This window comes from Rhodococcus sp. NPDC127593, assembly GCF_042671975.1.
Lineage (GTDB): Bacteria > Actinomycetota > Actinomycetes > Mycobacteriales > Mycobacteriaceae > Rhodococcus_F.
Genome location: NZ_JBHXWI010000064.1, coordinates 14,568 through 31,861 on the forward strand (window position 1 = coordinate 14,568; position 17,294 = coordinate 31,861).

At 66.5% G+C, this 17,294-nt stretch carries 14 protein-coding genes; 8 read left to right on the plus strand and 6 right to left on the minus strand.

Features of this window, described 5'->3' with window-relative positions; all coding sequences use genetic code 11:
- Window positions 1–30: 30 nt before the first annotated feature.
- Both ACFVJ3_RS40240 and ACFVJ3_RS40245 read left to right on the plus strand, forming a co-directional pair.
- A complete protein-coding gene (locus tag ACFVJ3_RS40240) occupies window positions 31–3,540 on the plus strand; it encodes an indolepyruvate ferredoxin oxidoreductase family protein (RefSeq protein WP_378457375.1) in 3,510 nt (1,169 codons plus the stop codon).
- Window positions 3,541–3,641: 101 nt separating this feature from the next.
- Window positions 3,642–4,787 (plus strand): acyl-CoA dehydrogenase family protein, encoded by a 1,146-nt coding sequence (locus ACFVJ3_RS40245; RefSeq protein ID WP_378457376.1) that lies wholly within the window; start codon window positions 3,642–3,644, stop codon window positions 4,785–4,787.
- Window positions 4,788–5,339: 552 nt separating this feature from the next.
- Here ACFVJ3_RS40245 and ACFVJ3_RS40250 read toward each other — a convergent pair.
- The 3 genes from ACFVJ3_RS40250 to ACFVJ3_RS40260 all read right to left on the minus strand — a co-directional run bounded on the left by ACFVJ3_RS40250 (window position 5,340) and on the right by ACFVJ3_RS40260 (window position 7,171).
- Window positions 5,340–5,960, minus strand: a complete 621-nt coding sequence (locus tag ACFVJ3_RS40250; RefSeq protein WP_378457377.1) for a DnaB-like helicase N-terminal domain-containing protein — start codon at window positions 5,958–5,960, stop codon at window positions 5,340–5,342.
- Between the two features lie 34 nt (window positions 5,961–5,994).
- The gene (gene nrdH, locus ACFVJ3_RS40255) at window positions 5,995–6,222 is read right to left on the minus strand and encodes a glutaredoxin-like protein NrdH (protein WP_378457378.1); all 228 of its coding nucleotides are present in this window, start codon (window positions 6,220–6,222) and stop codon (window positions 5,995–5,997) included.
- A 622-nt stretch (window positions 6,223–6,844) separates the two neighbouring features.
- Window positions 6,845–7,171, minus strand: coding sequence for a hypothetical protein (locus ACFVJ3_RS40260; protein WP_378457379.1), 327 nt, complete (start codon window positions 7,169–7,171; stop codon window positions 6,845–6,847).
- A 308-nt stretch (window positions 7,172–7,479) separates the two neighbouring features.
- Here ACFVJ3_RS40260 and ACFVJ3_RS40265 point away from each other — a divergent pair, with 308 nt between their 5' ends.
- Window positions 7,480–7,902 (plus strand): hypothetical protein, encoded by a 423-nt coding sequence (locus tag ACFVJ3_RS40265; RefSeq protein ID WP_378457380.1) that lies wholly within the window; start codon window positions 7,480–7,482, stop codon window positions 7,900–7,902.
- On the opposite strand, the gene ACFVJ3_RS40270 is transcribed toward ACFVJ3_RS40265, so the two are convergent.
- The 3 genes from ACFVJ3_RS40270 to ACFVJ3_RS40280 are packed head-to-tail and all read right to left on the minus strand — an operon-like array spanning window position 7,891 to window position 11,407.
- On the minus strand, window positions 7,891–8,799 hold the full coding sequence (locus ACFVJ3_RS40270) for a thioesterase family protein (RefSeq protein ID WP_378457381.1): 909 nt from the start codon (window positions 8,797–8,799) through the stop codon (window positions 7,891–7,893). The two genes, ACFVJ3_RS40265 and ACFVJ3_RS40270, sit on opposite strands and share 12 nt — an antisense overlap.
- A 17-nt stretch (window positions 8,800–8,816) precedes the next feature.
- On the minus strand, window positions 8,817–10,349 hold the full coding sequence (locus tag ACFVJ3_RS40275; RefSeq protein ID WP_378457382.1) for a 3-hydroxyacyl-CoA dehydrogenase: 1,533 nt from the start codon (window positions 10,347–10,349) through the stop codon (window positions 8,817–8,819).
- 59 nt (window positions 10,350–10,408) lie between these two features.
- Window positions 10,409–11,407, minus strand: a complete 999-nt coding sequence (locus ACFVJ3_RS40280) for an Ldh family oxidoreductase (protein WP_378457383.1) — start codon at window positions 11,405–11,407, stop codon at window positions 10,409–10,411.
- Between the two features lie 185 nt (window positions 11,408–11,592).
- Between ACFVJ3_RS40280 and ACFVJ3_RS40285 the strand changes: the two genes are divergently transcribed.
- From ACFVJ3_RS40285 to ACFVJ3_RS40305, 5 genes are all read left to right on the plus strand, one after another.
- The gene (locus ACFVJ3_RS40285; protein WP_378457384.1) at window positions 11,593–12,099 is read left to right on the plus strand and encodes a MarR family winged helix-turn-helix transcriptional regulator; all 507 of its coding nucleotides are present in this window, start codon (window positions 11,593–11,595) and stop codon (window positions 12,097–12,099) included.
- Window positions 12,100–12,281: 182 nt separating this feature from the next.
- On the plus strand, window positions 12,282–13,646 hold the full coding sequence (locus ACFVJ3_RS40290) for an MFS transporter (RefSeq protein ID WP_378457385.1): 1,365 nt from the start codon (window positions 12,282–12,284) through the stop codon (window positions 13,644–13,646).
- Between the two features lie 36 nt (window positions 13,647–13,682).
- The gene (locus tag ACFVJ3_RS40295; RefSeq protein WP_378457408.1) at window positions 13,683–14,444 is read left to right on the plus strand and encodes a crotonase/enoyl-CoA hydratase family protein; all 762 of its coding nucleotides are present in this window, start codon (window positions 13,683–13,685) and stop codon (window positions 14,442–14,444) included.
- 188 nt (window positions 14,445–14,632) lie between these two features.
- Window positions 14,633–15,658 (plus strand): LLM class flavin-dependent oxidoreductase, encoded by a 1,026-nt coding sequence (locus ACFVJ3_RS40300; protein ID WP_378457386.1) that lies wholly within the window; start codon window positions 14,633–14,635, stop codon window positions 15,656–15,658.
- 183 nt (window positions 15,659–15,841) lie between these two features.
- Window positions 15,842–17,281, plus strand: a complete 1,440-nt coding sequence (locus ACFVJ3_RS40305; protein ID WP_378457387.1) for an MmgE/PrpD family protein — start codon at window positions 15,842–15,844, stop codon at window positions 17,279–17,281.
- Window positions 17,282–17,294 lie beyond the last annotated feature (13 nt).

Genomic DNA, 17,294 nt, shown 5'->3' on the forward strand with positions numbered 1-17,294 from the left:
CCGACCACAATCACTCGAAGGAACACCGCCTTGTCCTCCACCATGCAGACCCGCCCGTCCACGTTCTCGCTCGACGACCGCTACGTCCTCGAAGACGGATCGGTCTACCTGACCGGCATCCAGGGGTTGGTACGCGTGCTGCGGGACAGGGCCATCCTCGACCGGCGGCGCGGTCACCGCACCTCGTCCTTCGTCTCCGGCTACGAAGGATCACCGCTGGCCGGGTACGACCTCGAGATCGCCCGCAAACGCAAGCTTCTCGACGAGTACGACCTCGTGCACCGTCCCGGTGTCAACGAAGAACTGGCCGCCACCGCCGTGCTCGGCACCCAAATGGCACCGCAGATCGGACACCTGCGTTCGGACGGGGTCACCGGGTACTGGTACGGCAAGTCCCCCGGTCTCGACCGCGCCTCCGACGCCATCCGCCACGCCAACCTCGTCGGCACCGATCCGCACGGCGGCGCCGTCGCCCTCGTCGGCGACGACCCGGGCGGGAAGTCCTCGAGCCTGGCGTGCGCATCCGAGGTTGCCATGGCGGATCTGCTCATCCCCACCCTGTACCCGGCTGATTCCCAGGAGGTGCTCGACTACGGGCTGCATGCACCGTTCCTGTCCCGGTTCACCGGCCTGTGGTCGGGACTGAAGATTGTCACCGCCGTCGCCGACGGCGCGAGCTCCGCCGTCGTGCACCCGGACCGGATCGACCCCAGCTTCGGCGATATCGGACCGAGCACGTACACCCCGAACGCCAACCTCGTCGGCCCCAATCTGCTCACCCTCGAACGCAGCCAGATGATGGACCGGCTGCCCCGCGCCCTCGACTACGCGCGCATCAACAAACTGAACGAGATCGTGCAGTCCGGGCCCGACGACCGGATCGGCATCGTCACCTCCGGCAAGACGTATCTCGATCTGCGCGAGGCACTCTCACTGTTCGGCCTCGGACCGGCAGACCTGCGCCGGTACGGGATCCGCATCCTCAAGCTCGGCATGATCTACCCCGTCGACCCCGAGATCGTGCACCGGTTCGCCACGGGGCTCGGCGAGATCATCGTCCTCGAGGAAAAACGTGCCTTTATCGAGACCGCGGTCCGCGACATCCTCTACCGGCGTGCCAACGCCCCGGTTGTCATCGGAAAGACCGACCCGAACGGCAAATCCCTTATCAACATCTTCGGAGAGCTCGACGCCGACCTGATCGCCAACGCCCTCAGCCGCCGACTGGGCGACGAATACTGCATCGAACCGGTCCAGCAGTGGAAACAGCGCCCCAGGACCTCGAAAATCGCACTGCCGCTGCTCAGCCGCACCCCCTACTTCTGCTCCGGCTGCCCGCACAACTCCTCGACCAAAGTGGCACCCGACGCGCTGATCGGCGGCGGAATCGGCTGCCACGCCATGGTGATGATGATGGACGACAAACAGGTCGGCGACGTGATCGGGCTGACCCAGATGGGCGGCGAAGGCGCCCAATGGATCGGCATGGCCCCGTTCCTCGAGGAAAACCACCTCATCCAGAACATCGGCGACGGAACGTTCATGCACTCGGGCAGCCTGGCGCTGCGCGCCGCCGTCGCCTCCGGAGAGAACGTGACCTACAAGCTGCTCTACAACGCCACCGTCGCCATGACCGGCGGACAGGACCCGGTCGGCGCCATGCCACTGGACCAGATCACCCGGCTGCTCCTCGCCGAAGGCGTCGAGAAGGTAGTGGTCACCACCGAAGACCGTAAGCGCATCAGCTCACTGAAACTCCCCAAGGGCGTCGAGATCCGGGACCGGGACGACCTCGTCGACGTTCAGACGGAACTGGCGACGATCCCAGGGGTCACCGTCCTGGTACACGACCAGGAATGTGCCGCCGAGAAGCGCCGCAAACGCAAGCGCGGCACCCTGCCCACCCCGACCACCCGGGTGATGATCAACGAACGCATCTGCGAAGGCTGCGGCGACTGCGGGGAGAAGTCCAACTGCCTGTCGGTGCACCCCACCGACACCGAATTCGGCCGCAAGACCACCATCCACCAATCCTCCTGCAACCTCGACTACTCCTGCCTGAAAGGGGACTGCCCGTCCTTCGTGACCATCACCCCCGGCCCGAAGGAACAACGCACACCCGTCCCGCCCATCGCCGCCGACCTGATCACCGACCCCGACGTGCCGGCGATCGACGACCAGTTCGGGATGCGGATCATGGGCGTCGGCGGCACCGGCGTCATCACCGTCGCGCAGATCCTGGCCACCGCCGCCGTGATCGACGGCAAGTTCGTCCGCAGCCTCGACCAGACCGGCCTGGCACAAAAGGGCGGCGCCGTGGTGTCGGACCTGAAGTTCAGCGCCGAACCCCGCGAGGGCGCCTCGAAGATCGGCGAGGGCCGCTGCGGTCTCTACCTCGGCTGCGACTCCCTCGTCGCCACCGACCCCAACAACTTGAAGGTGGCCAACAGCTCCGACACCGTCGCCGTCGTCTCCACCACCGAAATCCCCACCGGTCAGATGATCGTCGACACCGCAGTGCATTTCCCGGAACTGAGCACCATCCGCAGCGCCATCGACGGTGCCACCTCCCGCGCGATCTACCTCGACCCGGCCCTGCTCTCGCGTGAACTGTTCGACGACGAGCAGTACACCAACATGCTCCTGATCGGAGCCGCCTTCCAGACCGGTGTCCTCCCCATCGCTGCGACCGCAATCGAACAGGCGATCACCCTCAACGGTGTCTCGATCGAGACGAACCTGCAGGCATTCCGCCGCGGCCGCCAGGCCATCGCGGACCCCGACGCCCTCACCGCCGCCATCGACGGCAACCGGCGGGCCGACTTCGAACCGATCGCCCCGTCCCCCCAGGCCCTCGCCCTCGCCGGCACGGTCCGGACCGCAGCCGATTCCGAACTCGCCCGCATCGTCGGGCTGCGCACCGCCGAACTCATCGACTACCAGGACACCGACTACGCCTGTGACTACGCCCAGTTCGTGGAATCGGTACGCAGGCAGGAGGCTGCGCTGGCCGGACACTCCACCGCGCTGACCGAGGCAGTCGCGAAGAACCTGTTCAAGCTCATGGCCTACAAGGACGAGTACGAAGTCGCACGCCTGGCCTTGGATCCTGCCTTCGACGCCGCCGTCAAGGACGCCTTCGGTGAGAGTGCGAAACGGTCCGTCCGGCTACACCCCCCGGTGCTGCGCGCCATGGGGATGAAGAACAAGCTTTCACTCGGATCCTGGATCAACCCCGGATTCCGGACCCTGCACCGCATGCGCAAGATCCGCGGCACCAAGCTCGACCTCTTCGGCTACCACCACATCCGGAAGATGGAACGCGAGCTGATCACCGAATACCGCGAAACCATCGAGCAACTCCTTCACCTACTCAACCCGCACAGCCTCACCGCGGCGGTGCAGATCGCCGAACTGCCCGACCTCGTCCGCGGATACGAACAGATCAAGGTCGCCAACGTGGAGTCGTACCACCAGGAACTGGACAAGCTCCTCCAGGCGTACCCGTCGACCGCCCGAGCCGAGAAGCAAGCCGTATAGCGCCCACAAACCGGCGGAACCGCCACGGCGAGGCGCACACCCACGCAGGCGATGGTGCCGCCTCGCAGCACCGCACCATAAACGATCGAAAAGGAACATCCATGAAGAAGTACGTCCCGTCGTGGCACGACGAGGAGGTCAAAGCACTGTCCGACCTCGCCGCCGAATTCTTCGAACGAGAAGTCGTCGCCCACAACGAAACCTGGGACGCCCAGCACCGCATCGACCGCTCGGTGTGGCTCGAAGCCGGCAAACTCGGACTGCTGTGCTGCTCGATCCCCGAGGAGTACGGCGGCGGAGGCGGCACGTTCGCGCACGACCTCGCCGTCTTCGACGCCCAGGGCTACGCCGGTGACCTGTCCTTCGGCATCTCCGTGCACTCGGGCATCGTGGCGCACTACATCCTCGAATACGGCACCGACGAACAAAAGACGACGTGGCTGCCCGGCATGGCGACCGGGGATATCCTCGGCGCCATCGGCATGACCGAGCCCGGCGCCGGATCGGACCTCAAGGCCATCAAGACCACCGCCGTCCGCGACGGCGACGAATACGTGGTCAACGGCTCCAAAACCTTCATCACCAACGGTTCCTCGGCCGACATGATCGTGCTCGCAGTCAAAACCGACCCGAAGGCCGGAGCCAAAGGGGTGTCGCTGCTGATCGTCGACCTACGCGCCTGCCCCGGCTTCGAAGTCGGGCGAGTCCTCGACAAGGTCGGCCAGCACGGCGCCGACACCTCCGAGCTGTCCTTCACCAACGTCCGCGTCCCAGTGACGAACCTGCTCGGACGAGAGGGACAGGGCTTCGGGCAGATGATCGCGCAGCTGGTGCAGGAACGGTTGATCATCGGCGCGCAGGCTGGGGGTGCCATGCGGCGAGCGGTCGAGGACACCGTCGACTACACCAAATCACGGCAGGCATTCGGACACAGCCTGTTCGAATTCCAGAACACCGCCTTCGAACTCGCCGAATGCCAGACCATCACCCGCACCTGCGAGGTGTTCCTCGATCACTGCATCAGCGAACACCTCGCCGGTCAGCTCGACCCCGCGGAGGCCGCGATGGTCAAATACTGGCTCACCGAACAGCAGTGCACCGTCATCGACCGGTGCGTCCAACTGCACGGCGGCTACGGGTACATGCGCGAATATCTCATCGCCCGAATGTACGAAGACGCCCGCGTCCAGAAAATCTACGCCGGCGCCAACGAGGTGATGAAGAGCATCATCGCCAAATCGCTGTAGGAGAGTCGCCGCTGGGAGGAATCTCGGCAGACGCACGACGATTGCGGAACGCCGACCGCCACGTCCCGAAAGCCAGCCCTGACCGAAACTCGCTGACCAGCACAAACCCGATAGCCCGTCCGGTGACGTTCCCATTGCCGGGGCCTTAAACGGCTCGATTGCGACTGAGTCGACAACCACGCGGAGGCCGGGCGCGAAGGCAATGGTCCGGGCACAGCAGCATCGGCGAGGTGCGCCAACCGGCCCCGGCAAGCCATCGCTGCACCACCACAGGCAGGGAACTGTATGCCGCGACGGCGAGTTGACCGGTCAGGATCGGACCGTCACCGCACAAGGTACAGGCGATGTCGAATACCGGCGTGGTCGGTGCGCAATGGCGACAGCAGCGTTGGACGACGAGCGAGCCGATACGGTCCGGGGCGGCACTGAGCCAGGTGACCTCGAGATCAGCCGACTGATGCGCCGCCTCAGCCCTGGTCGCCGGTTCGTGACCACAGGAGGGGCACGCTCGAACCGTTCCGTTGCTCGTTTCGGGAACGAACGCAGCCGCGGTCATCGGGCCGACTCCGCAATGGGGGGATGTGATTCGTTGCGCCGGAATCGACAGGCGTTCCCAACAGTCGCGACCATCTTCGTCACAGAGATCACTGTCAGAGCCTGACTTGGCGCGTTGTACATCTCTCGTCCTCGCACTGTAGATAACTGGTCTTCGGGAAGTTGCTCGGCGGCTTGGGCGAGGGATTCGGCGGCGGCGCGGAAGCTCCGCCGGTAGGCCTGCGAGATGACGGCGCGGGTGTAGTGGTCGAGGGCGGTGTGTTCGGCGCCGAGGGTGGTGATGTTGGCGAGGTGGCGGGAGCGTTCGGATCCGTGGTGGCCGGCGAGGTGACCGGATTGTTCGAGGGCGGCTCCGACCATGGCCGGGTTGTGGGGTGCGCCGCCGCGGAGCAGGCGGGTGATGAGGCGGAAGAACTCCCGGTGGGTGGTGCGTTCGAAGTCGGTGGTCTCGAGGAGGTCGACGGCTCGGGTGGCGGCTTCGGCCGGTGCCCAGAGCAGGGCGCACAGGAACAGCGCTTCGACGTCGTTGTGCAGGTCATCTGCGTAGTCTTCGGGCTGAATCGGGTCGACACCGGCAAGCTCGGGGGTGCCGGGGACGACGGAGAGTGCGGTGCTCATGCCGGTTCGATCCTTTCTCGCGGACATCGGGGTGTCAGGTTGCGGCGAGTGCCGCGATGCGGTCGGGGCGAAAGCCGGACCAGTGTTGGTCGCCGGCCACGACGACGGGCGCTTGGAGGTAGCCGAGTCCCATCACACGGTCGCGGGAGGAGGGGTTCTCGGTGAGGTCGACGATCGAATAGTCGATCCCCTCTTTGTCGAGGGCGCGGTAGGTGGCGTTGCACTGAACGCAGTCCGGTTTGGTGTATACGGTGACCGTCATAATTTCCCCCTCCGTCACATTTCTGATTGTGTTTATTTTATCGAATAATTGCGTCATTTCCAAGCCTTTCCCAGTTATTCGAAGAGAAATTTACAGGCCATTAATAAATGATTGATACGCCATTTTCTTCTGCGATATGTCGGCCCGCGTCAACCCCGGTGAGCAGACCGCTCAAGCCCTCTCACCTGCCCATATCTCCGCCTTCCCTTGCACTGGCGAAGGTTCTGGCGCGTCGCCGGAGCGTCAGGGTGAGCGGGGAAAGCTTTCCGCGAAATAAGGGAGTGGACGACCGCGTGGAAAAGTTTCCGAGGAGCGGACTTGATGCGGAGGCGTGGCGATAGAAAACTGAAAGAGAAAAGGGAAAGGTGCCCGGATTGTTTTTCTTTTCGCTTCTCGGCGCTTTTTCTTTTTCTCGGGGCACCTGCCGTTGGTGCGCCGGGTCCGCGGGCCGGCCGCGGTGGCGAGTGGTCCGCCTTCGGCCGCAGCCCGCGCCGCGTGTGCGCTGGTGGGTTGGGGCTGGGTCTTCGGCGCGGGGTGCGGCCGACCGCGTGTTCGCGGTAACCCGGCTGGCCCCACTGGCCGGGGCGAGGTGGGTCCTCGCCCCTCGGCCAGGGGGTTGTGGTCAGTCGATCTCGACGTCGTCGGGGGTGCGCTGTCCTGCGATGACTTCCTCGACCGGGGCAAGGGTGTGGCCGTGCTCGGTCAGGAAGGTCAGGTAGCGGTCGACGCTTCGGGGACGCGAGCGCCACGCGTCGTTGACCATCCGGGCTTCCAGCGCGGCGGCGACCAGCGCGAGGGTGATCACCTGGGCGCGGTTGTCGGTGGCGGTGTCGAGCAGTTTGAGCACGCCGCTGCCGATGTTGAAGTCGGTGAAACCGAGCAGCTCGGGAACCAGGGTGCTGGCGTTGTACTCCGAGAGCAGTCCGGAGTCGGCGGCGAGGGTTGCCACGATGAATGTTGCGGTGCCCTTCGGGGCGGTCTTGCGTGCCAGCAGTGTGGTGCGCAGGAAGTCGCGGCGGACGGTGGTCGCGGCGGCGCCTGCTTGTTCAGCTCCCGCACCTGGCGGCGTTCCTTACGCTGGCGTTCCTTGGACTCGGCTTCCATCCGCAGGGCTGCAGCAGCGTCGTCCTCGGTGCCTTCACCCTCGGTTGCGGTTCGGGCCGCTGCGAGTACCGGTGAGAGCGCCACTGCGGCACCGTCGAGGTCGAGGCACACGTACTCCGGCGTCCAGACCTGGCGGGTTTGCACCGTGTTCGCGTGCCGGTGCCCCTCGTACGGGGTGGCGTTGGGGTGGTTCTCGGTGGACCAGTCCACGTCCTCGCCGTCGACTTCCTCGCCGCTCTCGGTGTCGAAGTAGCGTTCGTCCTTACTCAGCCACACCGCCCACCGGGCCGGGTCGGTCTCGGTGTAGGCGGCGGCGACCTCGCTGCCGTCGGCGGCGACCAGGTCGGCGAGCAGGACATCTGTGCCGTACTGGGGTTCTTCGGCGAGGATCGCGTATCCCCTGTCGAGGTAGGGCTGGGCGGCGGCGGCGCGTTCGGCCTTCTCCGCGCGGTCGTCGAGCAGCCGTTGCGCGATGTAGCGGAACTGGTACCGGCCAGCGGTCATCAGCTTGTCGACGGCCTCGGTATCCCCCTCCGTCTCGATTATGTGGACAATCCTCACAAGTCAATTGGCTGACAATAAACGCGGCCCGTCAGGATCCGCGTACACCGAAGTGCCAGGTTTCGGGTGTTCTTTGCGGGAGGCGCGAGTGCACTTTGGGCGTTGTGACGCGAAGTCGATTTGGCGCCCCTCGTTGGCTAGTGCGCTGACTGTGCATGTCCCGACAGGTCCGTGGCGGTCGAACATGGTCGCTGTTCCGACAGAGATACCGTCGGCGCTGAGGTGATTGTCCGATTCGAGCCCGATCTCCGCCCCGTCGGGTAGTCGGGCCAGGGCAAGGGTGAGGTCGGCGTTGATGTATCCGACGCCGGCGGTGCCCCAATTCGTCATCAGGTTGGTGGCGTCGCCGACGATGGCGGCGCGGATGAAAGGTGTGAGCTCCTCGCCCGCGACGATGTTGCTTGGGCGTTGCCACATCCGCTTTCTGCTGGGGCCCTGGTGTTCGGTCCGGTTCGTGGACCATCCGGCTGGGTGGTCATCGCTGCCGAACCATGTCGATCCCGGAGGAACGGAAAGGTCATCGACAAGGTGCGGCGGGGGTGATCCGGGAAGTCGGGGACGTTGCCACACTGTCCCGGGTGGCGGGCAGGAGCGCTTCAGCAGCACGACCGATCCGCGGGCCACCGTTTCGCCGTCCTGGAGAAGTTCGGCATCGGCCACCCGAATTCGGTTGCCCTCCCGGACGCTGGTGGTCACCACGGTCAGCGGTCTGTTTCGCACGGGCCGACAGAGATCCACGGTCAGGCGGGCCGGGTGAAATCCTGGCGCGCTGTGCGCCGTCTCGAGCGCCCGCGCTGTAAGGCCGGTCACCGCGGGCCCGGTGATCATGTCGGCGGACCAACCGCCCCTCGCGGTCGGTAGGGGCAGAAACTCCCGGCCGGTGGCGGTGAAGAACGCGTGTTCGTCGCTCATCGACTCCGCTGGACGTGTCATCCGGTCATGCCGGCGTGTGCGTGGGTGATGTCCGCAGGCCTGGTGCCCTGTTCGCGCAGGGGCATACCGAGTTCAGTTCGTGCGCGGAGCCATCCGCTGGCGCGGTACCGCGGGTCGCCGGTGTAGGAGAGCAACCTGTCGAGGATCCGCACGATCAGATCGGGGCCGAGTCGGTCACCCCATTCGAGGGGGCCGCGGGGATAGCCGAGACCGAGACGGGCACCCCCATCGATGTCGACGGGCGAGCCGATGCCGTGTTCGGCGAGGGCGCAGGAGATGTTGATGATGGCGGCGAGCAGGCGCTGTGCCACCGGTGCGGGCCCGTCGGCGGTCACGGTGATCGGGCGGCCCAGCGCGGCCAGGGTTTTCAGCGCCGCCTGACCGGCCGCCGGATCGAGAGTGGCGGGGACGACGACGGTGAGCCGCGGTCCGGACACGGTCAGCGGGTCGATGCCCACGGCTCGGGCCGGGTCAAGTCCCGTGCGGAGGATGGTGCGGTGTGCGGGCTCACCGAGAGGGAAGACGATCGAGACGGCGTCCGGTTCGGCGGTATCGGTGACGGTGATCCCGACCGAGCGCAGGGTGTCGGTGAACGAGATGTTGCCGTGCACGTGTACCGGCACCGCCCCGGGGTTCGCGGCGGGTAACTCCTCGTCGGGGACAGCTTGGGTACCGCCGGGGTAGTGGTAGAACCCGGCGCCGGTCTTGCGGCCGAGCAACCCGGCGGTCACCCGCGAGGCGGTCAGGGGCGAGGGCCGCAGGCGTGGATCTCCGTAGAATCCGGCGGAGACGATCTCCATCACTGGGTGGGAGACGTCGAGGCCGGTCAGGTCCATCAGCTCGAACGGCCCCATCTTCAGCGCGAGGGTGTCGCGGGCGATGCGGTCTATGTCGACCTCGGAGGCGACCTGCTCGAAGAGCAGGGCGAGTGCCTCGGTGGGCAGTCCCCGGCCGAGGTGGTTGACCAGGAATCCCGGGGTGTCCCGGGCCACGATCGGAGTGTGGCCGAGCGTGTCGACGAATTCGACGGCCTCTCCGACCACTGCCGGATCGGTCCGCAAGCCCGGGATCACTTCGACCAGGGTCATCAGCGGCACGGGATTGAAGAAGTGAAGCCCCACCAGCCGGCCGGGATTCTCGAGCGCGGCGGCGATGGTGGTGATCGGAATCGAGCTGGTGTTCGATGCCAGAATCGCGTGAGGTGCGGCGGTTTCCATTTCGGCAAGCAGCCGTTGCTTGACCTCGAGGTTCTCCACGACGGCCTCGATGACCAGGTCGAGACCGTGATCGGGGGCGGTGGGACCGGCTCCCGGACGCAGCCGCGCTACCGCAGCCTCCGCGTCGGCGACCGAGCGTTGACCCTTCTCCGCCGATCGGCGAATCATCCTGGCCACGAAATCCAGCGCCGTGGTGACCGCCTCGTCGGAGACGTCGGTGATCTCGACGCTGATCCCGGCGACAGCGGCAACCTGGGCGATACCCCGGCCCATGGCGCCCGCACCGACGACCCGAATCCGGTTGATAGACAAGTGTGTTGTCCTTTCGTGGCGGTGACTTGTGATGATGACGACGGCGGCAGAATCGCCGCTCAGGCCGAGACGCTCACGCCGGAGATCCGGGTGAGGGCATCGACGACCTGATCGGGTACCTCGATGGCGTCCGCGGCGAGACGCCGGATCCGTTCGGCAACCGAGCGGTCGAACGGCACCCGGACCGGGGCCTGGGGCTCCAGTGGGCGGGTCGCGCGAACACTGTCGGTGAAGTCGGTGGCCTTCTGCCGGAAGTCTTCGGCCGAACCGAGGACGGCGGGGTCGACCACGACGGCGAAGAATCCGCAGTCGGTCAGGCCCTGGGGTGCGGCCGCCTGACCGCCGAGGATGCCGAGCAGTTGGACCATCATCGCCAGCCCCGAGCCCTTATGGCCACCCCAGACGGTGAAGGCGCCGTCGAGAGCGGCATTGGGATCGCGGGTCGGCTGGCCGGCCGTGTCGAACGCGCGGCCCTCGGGCAGTTCGGTGCCGAGCCGGCCTGCCAGCATGACCTCGCCGAGCATGATGCTCGACGTGCCGATGTCCCAGATCACCGGGTGGGCCTGGGTGGGGAATCCGAACGCGATGGGGTTGGTGCTGAACCGGGCCTCGGTTCCGCCGTGCGGGGCGACCTTCGGGCCACCGCTTCCGGCGATCATGCCGACGAGTCCGGCCCGGGTGATTTTTTCCAGGTAGTACGAGAACATGCCGGTGTACCAGGTTTTCGACGCGCCGACCACGGCCACACCGGAGGCGGCGGCTTTGTCGATTGCGATATCCGTGGCGCGCCGCGCCACCAGGTAGCCGACCTGCTGACCGCCGTCGAGGGTCGCCGACACCGGAGTCTCCCGCACGATCTCGATGGGCCGGCGGGTCGGGCGGACGGACTGGAGGTGTTCGATCACCGACAGCGCCCGCGGCAGTCCGCCGAAAGACAGCCCGCGCAATTCGCAGTCGATCAGGTGATCGGCGATGATCGCCGCTTCGGCGTCGGTATGCCCGACCGCGGTCATCGCGGCCTCGGCGAGTGATCGGGCGTTGTCGACGGAAAGAATCATTGCGGTATCTCCTTGTCCAGGTCACATCACGTGCACGTGGGATGGCGGGCGTGTGGGGACCACCGATGGATGTAAGCCTGCTGCATTACATCAGCATGCTTACATACTCGTCAATGGCGTGTCGCCTAAACCGACCGAGCGCGAGGAGCAGACCTGGTGTGCGACCGAGCGCCTACTCTGTAGCCGTGACTACCACCGACTCGGCCGGAAACCGCGATGCCACCGAACTTGCGCCCATGGAGCCCGCCACGTTGGTGGTCGACGCCGTGTCCCGGCTGCAGCGCGCGGTTCATCAGATCGGAACGATGCGGTTGGCGCCGTGGAACCTGACGCTGTCGAGCTACGCCGCACTCCGGATCATGGCGGATCAGCCGAGCCTGTCTCTGATCCAGTTGTCCCGACGGGCGTTCGTCCGGCCGCAGACGATGACGCGGATGGTCACCCAGCTCGAGAAACGCGGCTACATCGAGCGCCGCCAACGCCCGGAGAATGAGCGCGCATTGTCGCTGCATGTCACCGAGGAGGGCCGGGAAGCGTTGGCCGAGATGGGGGCACGGGTCAACAAGATCAACTCGACGTTCACCGACCTGTTCGACGACGAGCAGATCGAGCAGTTGAACACCATGCTGCGCCAGTGCGCACATGCGATCGAGGCGGAGATCAAGGAATTCTCCGGCGACGACGTGCTGTAACGCGGGCGTGGGCGCTCAGTGCGACCCGCCAATGGAGCGGACATGTGGTTGACATCACGTACGCATGCTGATTAGTGTAAGCATGCGTACATAGCAGCTACCCTGATGATCGGGGCCCCCGAAAACGATCGCGGCGCCGAATCCTGGGTGGATCCATTCCTCCCCTCCTCGAAGGGACCACCATGTCCGAAGCCGCTCTGCAGACCTCGGCGCAAGCGCCATTGAACTCGTCCGGATCGTCCCATTCCCGGTTTCGGGCGTGGGGGCTGACCCTGGTGCTCTCCGTCCTGTACGTCATCACCTACGCGGACAAGCTGCTGCTCGGCCTGGTCGCGCGGCCCCTGCAGGAAGATCTGGGCCTGACCTCGTCCCAGATCGGATTGGCCGGCAGCGCGTTCTTTCTGGCGTACATCATCGGCGGCATGGCGACCGGGCTGCTCAACAAGTGGCTGGCGTTGCGCTGGTCGCTGATCCTGATGTCGTTGGCGTGGGCGCTGTGCATGTTGCCGATGGTCTTCGCCGCCAGTTTTGCCGTGCTGCTGGCCAGTAGGTTCCTCCTCGGCCTGTCCGAGGGGCCGGGTGCCTCGCTCATCTACACCGCGGTGTATACCTGGCATCCGATGGAAAAGCGTTCGCTCCCTGGAGCGTTCATCACCTCGGCCGGCTCGTTCGCGAAGCTCCTCATCGTCCCGGGCCTCACCCTGGCGATCGTGCACTGGGGTTGGCACACCGGATTCCTCATCCTCGCCGGTATCGGTGTCGCGTGGTGCGTGCTGTGGCTCCTGACCTGGACCGAGGGCCCGTACAGTGAGTCCAAGGCGGCCGCCGCATCCAAGGGAATCACCGCCGACGACGTCGAGGCCGGCGCGACTCCCACGGTGCCGTGGCTGCGCATCCTCCGGACCCCGACGTTTATCGCCGCCACCGGCGCGGTCATCGCGATGAACGCCGTACTCTCCGTCACCCTGACCTTTCTTCCCTCGTATTTCGAAGCGGGTCTGGGCTATTCCCGGGTTCAGGCGGGCACCTTGTTTGTCCTGCCCGCCGTCGGAGCCATCCTCGCGCTGTTCCTGGTGACACCGGTCAGCGACTTCCTGATGAGCCGTGGGTACAGCGCGCGAGCACTGCGCGGCGTGCTACCGGGCATCGCGCTGTTGCTGTGCGGACTCTCCCTGATCTCGGTGCCGTATCTCGGCGCTCCCGGTCTCGTCGTCGCGGTGGTGTCCATCGGCTACGGCTTCGGCACCGTCATCTATCCGCAGCTCAGTGGCGCGATCTCGCAGATCTGCCCGCAGCGTCAGCTCGCCGGCGCCTTGGGGGTGTTCTTCGCACTGATGTCCCTGGGCGGGGTGTTCGCGCCGTTCATCACCGGCAAGATCGTCGACGCCGCCGCCTCACCCGCCGCCGGTTACGCCCAGGCGTTCCAGGTGTTCGGCTTCGTCTCGATCGTCGGCGCCGCCCTGGCGCTGCTCGCGATCAACCCGGAACGCGATGCGCTCCGAGTCCTCGGCCCGCAGGACACACCGAACGCGGCGGCATCACAGTGAGCCGGGCCGTCCATGCGCAACCCCGACGAGACCGGCGTGCGTGAGATCCTGACCGAGGCCGAAAACGGAATCTTCGTCATCACTCTCAATCGCCCCGACGCCAAGAATGCGGTCAATCTCGCACTGGCGAAGGCGCTGGCGGTCGCGATCGACGAATTCGAATCCCGACCGGACCTGACCGTCGCAATTCTCACCGGTGCCGGTGGAACATTCTGCGCAGGAATGGATCTCAAAGGCTTCGCGAGAGGAGAACGGCCCACAATTGCCGGCCGCGGCTTTGCCGGGCTCACCGAGGCGCCGCCGTCCAAGCCGCTGATCGCCGCGGTGGAGGGGTGGGCGCTGGCCGGTGGGTGCGAGCTGGCGCTGTCTGCCGATCTGATCGTCGCAGCCAGGGATGCGAAGTTCGGTATCCCCGAGGTCACCCGCGGGCTGGTGGCCCGCGGCGGCGGTCTGCTGCGGCTGCCGAAGATCCTGCCCTACCAGCTCGCCATGGAAATGGCCCTGACCGGCGACCCGCTGCCCGCCGAGGCCGCCCACCGCCACGGCCTCGTCAACCGCCTCACCGACCCGGGCGGCGCCCTGGCCGCCGCGCGCGAGCTGGCGGGCCGGATCGGCCGCAACGCCCCGCTCGCGATCCGCGCTACCAAACAGGTCGTCGCGATGTCCGCGCGCTACACCGATCCGGATGCCTTCTCTGCGCAAAAACGGTACACCGAACCGGTTTTCGCGTCGAAGGACGCACAGGAAGGCGCCCGCGCCTTCGCCGAGAGGCGCGCCCCGGTGTGGCGCGGGCAATGAGACGACGATTGATTGACAGTATGTAAGCATGCTGTCATAATTGACAGCATGCTTACATGCCTTCGGTGGTCTTGACGCATACGAAGTGGGAGTTGACTCGCGGGGCAGGCTCGCGGGCGACATTCCGGCCTTCCCGCGGCACCGGCCGCCGGTGATCGGTTCGACGAAATACCTCGAGGAGAGACCTGATGGTTCAGATATTCAGTGTGGCCAACGCAATGCCGTTCAACGAGGCCGCCGTCGACAAACTCGAGAAGAGCACCCGCGAACTGGACAGCTCGCAGGCACTGGACCGGGTGCTGGTCGGCTACTCCTCGATCTGGCCGCACAACCACGCCTACGCCCCGTACATGCTGGCCAATTCCGAGCGGCTCGGACTGATCGTCGCGCACCGCCCGGGAGTGATGGACCCGGCCGCCGCGGCCCGGTACTTCTCCACCCTCGACGTCGTCTCCCGCGGCCGGATCGCGATCAACATGGTCAGCGGCGGCTCCGAGAAGGACCTGCACCGCGAGGGGGACTACACCGAGAAGACCGCCCGCTACGAACGCGCCATCGAATATCTCGACGTGATGCGGCAGGCCTGGGCGAACCCCGAAGCATTCGACCACAACGGCAAGTACTACAAGGAAGAACGAGTCAAGCAGCTCGTCCGCCCGGTAAACGGGCAGGTCCCGATCTACATGGGCGGCGAAAGCGACGAGGCCATCGACTTCGGTGCCCGCCACGCCGACCTCTACATGCTCTGGGGTGAACCCCTCGCCGGCACCCGGGAACGGATTCAACGGGTGCAGGCGGCGGCGACAACCTACGGCCGCGCCCCGCAGTTCTCGCTGAGCCTGCGGCTGTTCCTCGGCGAGACGGACGATCTGGCCTGGGAAGCGGCCCGCCGCGCGGAAAACGACATCCTCGAGGCCCAGGGCACCCACACCTTCCTGCGCTCGTCGAGCACCGACGCCTCCGTCGGCCGCGAACGTCAGCTCGCCTACGCCCAGGAGGAACTGCACGACGACTGCTTCTGGGCCCGCCTGGTCTCGCTCCTCGGCGGATTCGCGAACTCCGCGGCCCTGGTCGGCACCCCCGACCGGATCATGAAATCCTTGCGGCAGTACCGCGACCTCGGGGTGGACGCCTTCCTGCTGACCACCGGCACCGAACCGAAGTGGACACCCGAACTCGACGACTTCCTCGCACGGGTCAAACGCGAACTCTGACGCCACACCGGCGAACCCGGTGATCGGACGGCGCCGCACGCCGCCCCGTTTCCGCGCGCCGATTGCCGATTTTTCGGGCACGGGTTCAACGCTCCCGCCGACCTCGCCCACGCGCTCACCCGACCGCACCATCACCGGCCACCGCACTACACCCCCGCGCTGTCGCCGAGAACGGAGAATGCCATGACCGATGCCGCACCCTGGGCGACGACCCCGGAATCGGCCGACGCCGTGTCACTGACCCGGAGTGCTGCCCGCCGCTTACGCGAGCTCGCCGCTCTCGACATCCCCGCGGAGGTGCACACGAAGGCGGCGATCTGCCTGCTCGACTACCTCGGTGCCTGCATCGGCGGGCTGTCCTCACCCTGGGCGCCCGCGGTGCTGAACTACATCGGCAGCGGCGGCGGGACGCCGCAGTCGCATCAGTGGGGACTTGCACACCGAATCAGGGCAGACGATGCGGCGTTCGGTAACAGCGTCCTCGGGCACAGCCTGATCCGCGACGACATGCACGTGCGCAGCGGCAGCCATATCGGGGTGCTGGTCATTCCCGCGGCGCTGGCGCTGGCGCAGCGTGACGGTCTGTCCGGTCGCGCACTGGTGCGGGCCCTCGTCGGCGGGTACGAGATGTCGGTGCGGCTCGGCGTCGCGGTCCGTCAGGGTCCGTCCACCCGGCATTTCCGTCCGTCCGGGATCCACGGAGCGTTCGGGGCGGCGTCCGCCGCCATCGCGGCAACCGATGTCGACGAGGACGTGGCCGTGCACGCGCTCGGATTCGCCGCCAACGCGGCGGCGGGGGTGAACGAGTGGCCCTGGGCCGGCGGTCAGGAGATCTACACGCACACCGGCACGGCCGCGCGCGGCGGACTGGTCGCCTTCGATCTCGCCCGCGCCGGGATGCGCGCCTCGGAGTCCGTCCTCGAAGGACGAGACGGGCTGTTCAACGCCTACGGCGCAGGCCGCGCCGGCGCCGAGCACTTCGCGCGCAGCCTGCACGAGCCGTTCGGGATCCTGGACGTGCGGCACAAACCGTTCGCCGGCTGCAATCTGATCCAGACCCCGATCGCCGCCGCCCTGGCCGCCCGAAACAAGATCACTGGCCGACCCGGTGACATCGAATCGGTCACCATCAAGACCTTCGCGCAGGCGCAGGCCTACCCCGGTTGCGACAACCCCGGCCCGTTCTTCCAGGTCCAGCAGTCCAAGATGAGTCTGCAGTACGCCGTGGCCTCGGCGGTGCTATACGGGCGGGTCGATGAGGACACCTACATCCGGTTCTCGGACCCGGACCTGGCCGCGCTGATCGGCCGGTGCCGGATCGAGATCGACCCCGGCCTCGATCCTCTCCTGGCCCAGGGGAAGCAGCCCGCACAGGTGGAGATTCGGTTGACGGACGGCGCCGTGCACAGCGCGGCGGTCGACGACGTGCCCTGGCTCGGCGACGACGCCGTCGTGGCGCGGTTCCGCGCCACCGCCGCCCACCTTCTCGCTCCCGCCGCCGTCGACACGATCATCGATGCCGCCCACCATCTCTGGGAACTCGACGATTGTGCACCGCTGTTCGAGGCCTTCACCGCCACCCACGCAGACGCGATGATGGGCTTATCCGCCGCACAAAACTGACCGACCTAAGCAC

What these genes read in the sequence shown, in the direction of transcription:
- ACFVJ3_RS40245 (WP_378457376.1), top strand. Translation starts at nt 3,642, where the DNA reads ATGAAGAAGTACGTCCCGTCGTGGCACGACGAGGAGGTCAAAGCACTG.
- ACFVJ3_RS40250 (WP_378457377.1), bottom strand. Translation starts at nt 5,960, where the DNA reads ATGAGCACCGCACTCTCCGTCGTCCCCGGCACCCCCGAGCTTGCCGGT.
- nrdH (WP_378457378.1), bottom strand. Translation starts at nt 6,222, where the DNA reads ATGACGGTCACCGTATACACCAAACCGGACTGCGTTCAGTGCAACGCC.
- ACFVJ3_RS40270 (WP_378457381.1), bottom strand. Translation starts at nt 8,799, where the DNA reads ATGAGCGACGAACACGCGTTCTTCACCGCCACCGGCCGGGAGTTTCTG.
- ACFVJ3_RS40280 (WP_378457383.1), bottom strand. Translation starts at nt 11,407, where the DNA reads ATGATTCTTTCCGTCGACAACGCCCGATCACTCGCCGAGGCCGCGATG.
- ACFVJ3_RS40290 (WP_378457385.1), top strand. Translation starts at nt 12,282, where the DNA reads ATGTCCGAAGCCGCTCTGCAGACCTCGGCGCAAGCGCCATTGAACTCG.
- ACFVJ3_RS40300 (WP_378457386.1), top strand. Translation starts at nt 14,633, where the DNA reads ATGGTTCAGATATTCAGTGTGGCCAACGCAATGCCGTTCAACGAGGCC.
- ACFVJ3_RS40305 (WP_378457387.1), top strand. Translation starts at nt 15,842, where the DNA reads ATGACCGATGCCGCACCCTGGGCGACGACCCCGGAATCGGCCGACGCC.